The organism is Daejeonella sp. (assembly GCF_017495225.1).
In the GTDB taxonomy this organism is placed as follows: domain Bacteria; phylum Bacteroidota; class Bacteroidia; order Sphingobacteriales; family Sphingobacteriaceae; genus Daejeonella.
Genome location: NZ_JAFEIG010000033.1, coordinates 1 through 11,306 on the forward strand (window position 1 = coordinate 1; position 11,306 = coordinate 11,306).

The 11,306-nt window shown below is 40.3% G+C and carries 3 protein-coding genes; 2 read left to right on the forward strand and 1 reads right to left on the reverse strand.

Annotated elements, in window-relative coordinates:
* Window positions 1–84 precede the first annotated feature (84 nt).
* Both QZ136_RS11715 and QZ136_RS11720 read left to right on the forward strand, forming a co-directional pair.
* Window positions 85–7,854, forward strand: a complete 7,770-nt coding sequence (locus tag QZ136_RS11715) for a gliding motility-associated C-terminal domain-containing protein (RefSeq protein ID WP_291403740.1) — start codon at window positions 85–87, stop codon at window positions 7,852–7,854.
* 686 nt (window positions 7,855–8,540) lie between these two features.
* The gene (locus tag QZ136_RS11720; RefSeq protein ID WP_291403742.1) at window positions 8,541–9,317 is read left to right on the forward strand and encodes a class I SAM-dependent methyltransferase; all 777 of its coding nucleotides are present in this window, start codon (window positions 8,541–8,543) and stop codon (window positions 9,315–9,317) included.
* Between the two features lie 402 nt (window positions 9,318–9,719).
* Here QZ136_RS11720 and QZ136_RS11725 read toward each other — a convergent pair whose 3' ends face one another.
* Window positions 9,720–11,306: a RagB/SusD family nutrient uptake outer membrane protein gene (locus QZ136_RS11725; RefSeq protein ID WP_291403744.1), complete on the reverse strand. Its 1,587-nt coding sequence runs from the start codon at window positions 11,304–11,306 to the stop codon at window positions 9,720–9,722.

Sequence of the window (11,306 nt, forward strand, 5' to 3'; positions counted from 1 at the left end):
TCGTTTAGTGCATCGGGTCAGACGGTAACGCTGGATATTTCTACGGCTGTATGTAATAATATAGATTGGACTGGTGTAGCCAATATGCCTACTTTTAATGGGAATAACAAAACATTAAAGGTATATGGTTCATTAACGCTGGTGCCTGGGATGACGATCACTGCCAACACCCTGAGCATGAGTTTTGAAGCAACGACTACTGGTAAAACGATAACTACAGCGGGAAAGTCGATGCACAACCTTTCCTTAAATGGTATAGGCGGTGGCTGGGCCTTGCAGGATGCTTTGACGGTAAGCAGTACTGTTTCGATTAACAATGGAGCTTTTAACACCAATAACCAGACCGTAACGGCAGATGTTTTCACCTACAGTGGTGGCGGTACTAAATCGCTGACACTAGGTTCTTCTATTATAAATCTTTCAAATGGCAATGTTCCTTGGGAATTTAGAGGCGTTAGTGGAATGACACTTTCTGCGGGTACATCAACCATTAATTTAACTAGTCCCGGCGGTGCTCATTTTGGGGGAGGTAACCAAATCTATAATGATGTAGTTTTTGCAGATCCTTCAGGCTTTAACAGAATTCTTGACTCGGATACTTTTCGTAATTTGACGTGTCCGGGAAATAATACAACTTTTTATTCTCCTATTACGATTACCAATAATTTGATTTGTGCAGGAACGCTTATCGCAAATGGTAACATTAATATTGCAGGAACTGCAACCATATCTGGCAATAGCGTAACATTAAACGAAAATAACACTTTTGGAACGCTTAACTTGAATGGACCGGAAGGTTCTATCTACACGTTTGGAGCTGGCAAGACCCAAACTATCATAAATTCATTAAGTATTACCGGTGCTACAGGCGGTTCGCCTGCTTTTCTGCAATCAAGCAGTATAGGTACACAGGCTACGATTTCCATGGCCAGTGGTTCTATTTGTACTGATTATATCCGTACTACAGATATCAATGTTACCGGAGGAGCAACATTCACGGCAGGGCCGAGCAGTCAGAATGTGAGCAATTCAACCGGCTGGACATTTATTTCGGGTGTACCCAACCCTACTATTAGCATCACAGCCGATACCGGTACTACAACCTGTTTGGGTAACCCAGTAACCTTTACGGCTGCCTTTACTAATGGCGGGTTATCTCGTACCTTTCAATGGTTTGTAAATGGGGTATCGGTACAAAACTCTTCATCAGCTACTTATGTTGCAAGTAACCTTAGCGATGGGGCGGCTGTTTATTGTGTTATTTCTGCTTTGCCTACATCTTGTTCGTTTTCTCTGGTGGTGAACAGCAATACTTTAAACATGACATTGCGCAATGTTACCCCATCGGTAAGCATAGCGGCTTCGGCTACCACCATCGCTTCTGGTACATCGGTAACTTTTAGCGCTACGCCAACCAATGGAGGCACACCGGCTTATCAATGGCAAAAAAATGGCATCAATGTGGGTACCAATAGCGCTACGTATATAGATGAAACTTTAGCTAATAATGATGTGGTCACCTGTATTATGACAAGCAGCATTACCTGTTTAACTACGTCAACTGCAACAAGCAATAGTGTGACTATGACGGTTACAGGGCCGCCAAGTGTACAGGCTTCGAGTGTAAGCTTTTCAAACATTACTGCAACAACTGCAACCATAAGCTGGACAAACGGCAACGGCGGAGCAAGGTCAGTATTTATTCAGGCAGGTGCATCCGGCTCGCCTTCACCGGTGAACAATACCACGTACACGGCTGGTACTGTTTTTGGTTCGGGTACAGAGATTGGAAGTTCCGGCTGGTATTGTGTGTATACCGGCACGGGTACATCTGTTAATATAACAGGCTTAACCTCTGGAACAACATACCAGGCTATGTCGGTAGAGTATAACGGCGGGGTAGGAAACGAACTATACCTGACCACAACGGTGCCGGGAAATCCGAATAATACGTCGGGGATTAACTCCATTAGTAAAACAGGCAGTAGCCCAAACAATGCTTCAACGGTACCATACACGGTTACCTTCGGACAATCGGTCACCGGTTTAACCACTGGCAACTTTTCATTGACCACAACAGGGAGTTTGAACGGTGCTAGTGTAAGCTCGATAACCGGTTCGGGCTCATCTTATATCTTAACAGTAAATACAGGCAGCGGAGATGGTACGATCACTTTAAATTTAGCCAATAGTTCGGGTTTATTACCCGGTATGACTATGGCCCTGCCTTTTGCAGGTGATAAGTACACTATTGATAAAACGGCGCCGTTAGTTTCTTCTATTAACAGGGTTGGCAGTACGCCCAATGGGGCATCCTCAGACCAATTTACAGTCACATTCAGCGAGAGCGTAACGGGCGTGGATGTCAGTGACTTTAGCTTAAGCACTACCGGTACGGTTGGAGGCACAATTAGCAGCGTGAGTGCAGTTAGCGGCAGCGTTTATACGGTAACGGTTAATACCGTAACGGGCGATGGCACGATGCGCCTTGATTTAAATAGTAGCGGCACGGGAATCACGGATTTGGCAGGTAATGCTATACAGGCAGGCTTCAGCGTTGGACAAGTTTATAGCATAGACCAAACTGGTCCAGTGGTAAGCTCGGTATTAGTACCGGCCAATGCCACATACATATTAGGTCAAAACCTTGATTTTACGGTTAATTTTGACAAGTCTGTATTGGTAAATACCGGAGGAGGTGTACCTAATCTCACTATTGGTCTGACGGGGGGCACGGTAAATGCGACATATCTTTCAGGAACAGGCAGTACTACGCTTATATTCAGATATAGTGTAGCTCTTGGTGATGTAGATCTTAACGGTATAACTGTTGATAACCTTTCATTAAACGGCGGCACTCTTAAAGATGGAGCTGGCAATAATGCAACTTTAACATTGAACAGTATAGGCAATACCATTGATATACTGGTGGATGGTGGTTCCATAATCACTACATCAGTAGCTACCTTAACTGGTTTTTCAGCTTGTGCAGGGGCTTCATCAATGGAACAGTCTTTTACTGTTTCAGGTAAAAATCTTAAAAATAATGTGGTGGTTAGCGCAGCAGATGGGTTTGAAGTAAGTAAAACTCCAGGAACAGGATTTGGATCTTCAGTTAGCATTACTGCTTCTGGAACATTAGCAGCAACAACTGTATATGTTAGAACAACTGTTGGTGCATCAGGTTCTGTATCGGGAAATATTTCCGTTTCTTCAACTAATGCTGAAACAAAAATTATTAGTGCCTCAGGTACAGTAGCGGTCATTTCCCCTATTTTAGGAGGAAACTCATCTGTAAATGCTACCGTACAAGCTATTGGTGGTGGTGGCGGTGCAAATGGCGACTGGGGTGCTTCTGGCGGTGGCGGTGGAGCTGCTATTAGAACTTTATCCTTAGCTTCGGGCGATGTAGTTAATATCACCGTTGGTTCAGGTGGAAACAGTGGAATTGGATGGAGTGGTATTCCTGGAGGAAATGGCGAAGATTCAAAAGCGATTTTCAATTCGATTAATATTATTGGAGGTGGAGGTAAAGGTGCCGGGTTTGGTATGGAAGGTGGAATTGCTACTGGCGGTACAATTAATTTAATCGGTGGAGCCGGAAGGAATCCAGGTGTACGAGAACCAGGTTTTGATGGTCAAAAACAAGATGGTTACTCAGCTGCAGGCGGTGGAGCCGGAAATTTTGAAGATGGTGTTAATACTATCATAAACTTAGGAGGTTTAGGTGGTGGTTTGGCTGGTAATGGAGGTCATGGATCGCCTCAATATCCAACAAGTTCTAATGGTCAACCAGGTTTTAATTATGGCGGCGGCGGCGGCGGCGGTGGAAATTACAATGGCTATGGCGGTGCCGGAGGGCAAGGTGTTGTAGCAATTACTTATCCTGGCAGACCTATTGCAAGCGGTGGAACTATTACCCAATCAGGCGGAAATACCATACATACCTTTAGTAATACCGGAACAGATATATTCACAGTACTTAGTTTAAATTCTGCAGCTGTTGGTCTTGGATCGACGCTTCAATTAAGCAATGCTACTGCAGGGGGTACTTGGAGCTCTTCGGATACTGGTATTGCAACAATATCTAATACCGGTTTAGTTAGCGGAATAGCCTTAGGGACAACTAAATTGACGTATACTGTCATAAGTAACGGTTGCTCAAACAAGGCAACTATCGATCTAGAGGTAACTCCGTTACCTACTATTTCAACATCAGATGCAGCAAGGGCGGTCTGTTCCACTGCTTCAAGTCAAACAACAACATTGAATTATAGTGGTGTGACAGGATCACCTGTTAGTTACAGTATTACTTGGAATGGAATGCCGACAAACAGTTTTGTTGCAGTAACTGACAATGCTCTCTCTGGCACACCAATTAATATTACTGTACCTGCAAATACAAATCCGGGTACTTATACAGGAACTATCACTGTTAAGAATGCGAATGGATCTGTTAGTGATGGAAGCACATTTACCTTATCGGTTACTCCTTTACCAACTCTAACTATTTCAGGTACAACTTCGATAAGTGCTGGAAGTTCTACTACCCTAACAGCAAGTGGAGCCAATACGTATTCTTGGTCGATTGGAGGGTCGCAAGCTACTCCATTAGATTCTACGGCTCAATCAAAACTTGCCGTTGGCTTACGTAAATTGCTTTCTTCCTACACTGGAAGTGCAGTCCGTTTAAGAAGATCAACAGATAATGTTGAGCAAGATTTTGGGTTTTTCGGATCTGATCTTGATTTAGCTTCCATTACCACCTTCTTAGGAGGCGTTAATGGTTATGTCACCAAATTATATGATCAATCAGGTAATGGAAATGATTTGATACAAGCAAATAGTTCGTTACAGCCATTATTTGTTGCAAATGGTTTGAATGAAAAACCAATCTTGAGAATAACCGCAGCTACACATGAAAGGCTATATAATAACACTAATTTCACACCACCTTATACAGTAATTTATACTGCAAAACAAACAGGAACAACAAGAAACCGTTTGTTAGACGGCGTTAATAACAACTGGTTACTTGGTTGGTGGGCAGGGTCAAAAGGAGTAGCTTATTATGAAGGCTGGGTTAATTACAGCGGCGGTGCTTCAGATTCTGATGCTTATGTTTATACGGGAACAAGCGACGGAAACACCTCTGAAATCTATGAAAATGGCACTTTGTTAACTTCTAATAGTGGTGGATTAGCGGGTCCAAATGGTATTTCAATGGGTTCTTCAGGTGAATTTTCAGATGCAGACTTTACTGAATTATTTATTTTTAACTCAGTTGTTTCTAGTAAGGATAGGCAATTGGTAGAAAATAGCTCTGGTGGATATTATGGTTTCATTAATCCTGCAATTACAACTGCATCAATTACAGTATCTCCGACAACTAATACCCTTTATACTCTTGTTGGAACCAACGCAGAAGGATGTTCTAATTCCATAACACAATTAATTACTGTAGATACCAACGCAACAAACGCAGCAAACACAGCAAGTGCAGCTTCAGTTACGCCAACAGTTTGTATCAATACGGCATTGACGGCTATTACTCATGAAACAACTGGAGCTACAGGAATTGGAACTACAACGGGTTTACCTGCAGGTGTAACAGCAGCTTGGGTATCAAATACGATAACCGTCAGTGGAACACCTTTAGAATCAGGGGTGTTTAGTTACAGTATTCCATTAACAGGAGGTTATGGAAGTGTGAGTGCAACAGGAACAATAACAGTTACCTCAGCACCTGAAGTAACACAACCTACCAATCAGGAAGTATGTAATGACAGTTCTACTACCCTTGTAACATTTACTGGTTCTGTAGTAGGTACAACTTATAGCTGGACAAATAATACAGAGTCCATTGGCCTTGCCTCTAGTGGTACAGGTAATATTGCCAGCTTTACTGCAACAAATGCAAGCAATGCACCTGTTGTAGCTACTATAACGGTTACACCTTCTACAAGTGGCGTAGCTGTGAGTTGTACTGGAGATTCAAAAACTTTTACCATTACGGTTAATCCAACACTTACAGCAGGAGCAGCATCAACAACTCCAACTTTATATACTAATACGGCATTGACTCCAATTACTCATACAACTACTGGAGCTACTGGAATTGGAACTGCTATAGGATTACCTGCAGGAGTAACTGCAGATTGGGCATCAAACACGATAACGATTAGTGGTACGCCAACCGAATTAGGTACTTTTAACTACAGTATTCCATTAACAGGAGGTTGCGGTATTGTAAGTGCAACAGGAACGATAACAGTGCTTGTATCTAATAATGCCAATTTATCTTTATTAGCTTTAAACAGCGGAACGATATCACCCTCCTTTGCAGCAGGAATAACCAGCTACATGGCAACTGTAAGCCATGTTACAGAATCCATTAAAGTAACTCCGACGGTGGATGATGCCACAGCAACAGTTACTGTCAACGGAACAAGTGTGACCAGTGGAAGCGCATCGGAAGCTATTACGCTTTCTGTGGGCAGCAATACTATCAGCATACTGGTTACTGCCCCTGATGGCACTACGACTAAAACATACACCGTGTCTGTTACCCGTTTAAAAGGGGATCAAACCATCAGCTTTTCGGCATTGCCATCAAAAACCGTTGGTGATGTGGCATATAGTTTAACGGCTACTGGTGGAGCATCAGGCAATGCTGTAAGCTATACCAGTTCCAATACGGCAGTAGCTACCATCAGCGGAAGCACAGTAACGATTATTGGAGCAGGAACAACTACCATTACTGCTAGTCAGGCCGGAAATGCCAATTATAACGCAGCAACCGATGTGCCACAAACACTAACGGTGGCTAAGGCAGCACAGAGTATCAGCTTTGCAGCTTTAGCTGGTAAAATTTTCGGAGATGCGGTATTTAATCTAACCGCAAGTGGTGGAGGTTCAGGCAATGCGATCACTTATGTTAGTTCGAATACAGCTGTGGCTACCATTTCAGGCAGCACGGTCACCCTTGTTGGTGTAGGCAGTGCAGATATTATTGCCTCGCAGGCCGGTAATGCAAATTACAATGCAGCAACCGATGTGTCGCAAACACTAACAGTGGCTAAAGCAGCGCAGAGCATCAGCTTTTCGGCATTGGCACCAAAAACCGTTGGCGATGCGACATTCAGTTTAACGGCTACCGGTGGAGCATCAGGCAATGCTGTAAGATATATCAGTTCCAATACTACAGTAGCTACCATCAGCGGAAGCACAGTAACGATTATTGGAGCAGGAACAACTACCATTACTGCTAGTCAGGCCGGTAATGAGAATTACAATGCAGCTGCCAATGTGCCGCAAACACTTACTGTGGCTAAGGCTGCGCAAACCATCAGCTTTTCGGCATTGGCACCAAAAACCGTTGGCGATGCAACATTCAGTTTAACGGCTACCGGTGGAGCATCAGGCAATGCTGTAATCTATACCAGTTCCAATACTGCAGTAGCTACCATCAGCGGAAACACAGTAACGATTATTGGAGTAGGAACCAGCACCATTACCGCCAGTCAGGCCGGAAATGCCGATTATAACGCAGCAACGGATGTGTCGCAAACACTCAAGGTGGCTCTTACTGAAATAGATGCCACAAACATTCTCACGCCTAACGGGGATGGTATAAACGATGAATTTGTAATCAGGAATATTACTTTATTCCCAACTAATAAATTGATCATTTTCGACAGATCCGGACATATAATTTATAGTAAAGTGAATTATAATAACGATTGGGAGGGATCGCTTAACGGTTCGCCGTTGCCAGAAGGCACTTATTACTATATTTTTGATGTTGGTGCGGGTTTACCTAATTATAAAGGTTTCATCACTATCGTGCGATAAACGAACTCATTCTATAACGAGTTTAACAAAAACACGAAAACACGATTCAATAATTCCTAACAGCAGCGTTGCTGCTGTTAGGTTTATACTCCTGAAACGTCTAAAGCAAATTCAAGCTGTTCCTTTTCTGAAAGAAGCAAGCGGTAAAACTCTGCTCTGGGCAACACAAACCATAGAAATATTTTACTGCATTAAATTTTTAATACATTGATAATCATATTTAAGAATAGATTTTCCTAAAATTAGATGTGGCTTCCTTGCCTGTCTGCCGGGATTCCTGTCGCGACCACTTGTTTGACTTTTAATTTTCTTATCCTGAAATAGGTTTACCGTTTCCAATTTAATCCTTCCATTGCTTTATTTTTTTAAAAGCAATAGACTCACTCCAAGATTCCTCTCAATCTTGAATTTTACATGTAATTTCATGCTTTTTGTTAATATATTTTTAGAGAGCAATAAAACCTTTTCATTTATTAATCGCTAAACGCTATTCTAAATTCAAGCGGAAATAAGACAAATAAGGCAAACTAAGCTGCTTTGCCTGCTTCTCTTTGTCGCAATTGGATAAATAAAATACCTACATTCTTATTCTGTCAAATCGCTTATATTTAACCAGTTTTGTATTGCCTGAAAATTAATTTATTTTTAGACGAACTGCCCCATCAAATATTTAGAAAAACAATAGTATGAATGATTTAGAAAACTATTTTAGATTAAATGATAAAAGACTTATCCACAAATGGAATCATTATTTTGAGGTCTATGATCGTCATTTTAGTAAGTATAGAAATAAAGACATTGTAATTCTTGAAATTGGTGTATCACACGGGGGGAGTCTTCAAATGTGGAAAGATTACTTCGGAGCTAGAGCTAAAATATATGGTATTGATATTAACCCACAATGCAAAGAATTTGAGGAGGAAAACATCAAGATATTTATCGGTTCTCAGTCTGATAGGAATTTTTTAAGAGAAGTAAAGGCGCAAATACCGCCAATTGATATTCTGATTGACGATGGAGGACATACTATGGTTCAGCAAATAGTTAGTTATGAAGAATTATTTGATTATGTAAAAGAAGATGGTGTTTATTTATGTGAAGATTTACATACATCTTATTGGCTAGAGTTTGGCGGAGGAAATAAGAGAAAAGGAACTTTTATTGAGTATAGTAAAAACTTTATTGATTCGCTTAATGCTTATCATTCTGAGCAAAAAAATCTAAAAGTGGATGAGTTTACTAAATCAGTTTTTTCAATTCATTACTACGACAGCATACTTGTAGTTGAAAAAAGATCAATAAAAGAACCTTTTCATGAGAGAACAGGCACACCCTCATTTGTACAAATAAGCACTCCTGAAAATTCATTCTCAAAAATTAGGAATAAAATTACTCGTAGTGTTTTAAAAGTGACAAATAAGGTGTTGCGTTATTTTAGATTAAGTGGATTTGTATGGAAATAAACCTGTGCTATAATCACATTTTTATTAATCTTGGCATGGTTCTCTTCAAAGAGTATTGTCTTAACTGAATTTGTCTAATCCTTAAATAGTTTACATTGTTTGATTAATTCTATTTTTCTTTATCATTTTTCAATATTCTCATAATAACGCCTAGAATTTTCTCTATCTAGAACATTTGCAAACGGTTTCTGTTCAGATTGTTTCATAAACCTTTGCTTAAGAAATTTTTATAGAAGTTTGAAAATTACTCACGATTTACTAATCCATAGCGAGGTCATACGAATACTACTATTTGTAGAATTTTTTTCAAGGTGCTTATTGAAAATTTTAAAGTGCAAAAAAAAGCAGCAAGAATATTCTCGCTGCTTTTTTTGCTCATTTTAGAACCTTAGTTAAAAATTATCACCAATTTGGATTTTGTCCAAGATCTGGGTTTAATAATTTTTCTCTTTGTGGCACAGGCCATAAATAATGTTTTGAAGCATCAAATGTTTTCACCACACTTGGAAGCTCTATTGTAACTGGATTTCCACCAGAATAATAAGTTAAGCCAAATACTTTACCAGGCATTACTTGAGCTGCTGTTTTCCATCTTCTGATATCAAATAATCTATGACCTTCAAATGCAAGTTCAACAGTTCTTTCTCTTCTTACGGCTTCTCTTAATTGATCTTGAGTCATATCTGCTAATGCAGGTAAACCAACATCAGTACGAGTTCTAACGTCATTGATTGCTTTATAAACTGAAGCATCAATTTGGTTAAGTTCAATTTTAGCTTCTGCATAAGTTAAAAGAACTTCTGCATAACGAAGTAGGATAAAGTTTAAGTGAGATGCATTATGTGTAGCGAAATCTTCTGCAGAAACATATTTTTTCAGGTTGAATCCTGTAGAAGTATTTTGTTGAGTTTTACCTACTTCATCGGCACCATTTTGTCCTGGTACTGGTCTGTAAAAACCTCCACCTGGTAAAGCGTCTCCATCCACATAAAATGAGAATCTTAATCGTGGGTCTCTATTATCATAAGGTTTAGTTGGATCAAAACCAGAGGTTGGATCTGTAATTAACTTACCATTTTTCATGGTAAATTGATCAATTAAAGCTTTAGTAGGCACATAATTGCTGGCACTAGCCTTCTGACTATTAGGGCCCATAAAAGCGAAAGCATTATGAGTTGCTGTTCCGGCAAGGAACTGTTTGTCTAGAATAACTTCCTTACTATTTTCATTAGCATAAGTGAATATTTTACCATACTCTGAAAGGAGTCCGTAAACATTTAAATCCATTACTTCCTTTGCTGCATCGGCTGCTAATTTAAAGTTTCCAGCTTGCAAATGCGCACGAGCTTTAAGCGCTAGAGCTGCTCCTTTTGTTACTCTTCCTCTGTCTGCCGCACCATATGAATTTGGAAGGGCTGCTGCTGCTTCAGTTAGTTCTTTATCGATAAAAGCTAAAACGTCTGCAGCTTTTGCTCTCTTAACTTTTGCTCCATCAGCTGGAGTAACATTGCTTGTAATTAATGGAACATCTCCATATAAACCAATTAATTTAATGTAGTGATAGGCACGAAGAGCTCTTGCCTCGCTTCTAAATTGGTTTATTAATGCTGTATTTGTTGACTGCACTCTACCAATATTTTCCAATACATCATTTGCTAGGAAAATACCACGGTATCCACTTTGCCATTCTGCTTGCACTCTCGAATGGGTTGCATCATAGGAACCATTTTCGATTGCATATTCGGCGGTGAACACTGTATTAGTATGACCAATATCAGTAATACCATCTAACACAAATAGATTTGTTGCGTCTAATGAGGTATAAACAGAATTTACAGCAAACCTTGCATCTGCTTCAGTTTTCCAAAAAACTGCTGCTGAAATTCTATCATCAGGAATTGTTTCTAGTATATCCTTGCGACAAGATTGTAACAGTCCGCTTAATAAAACCAGAACAATTAGTGTATGTTTTAATATATTCTTTTTCAT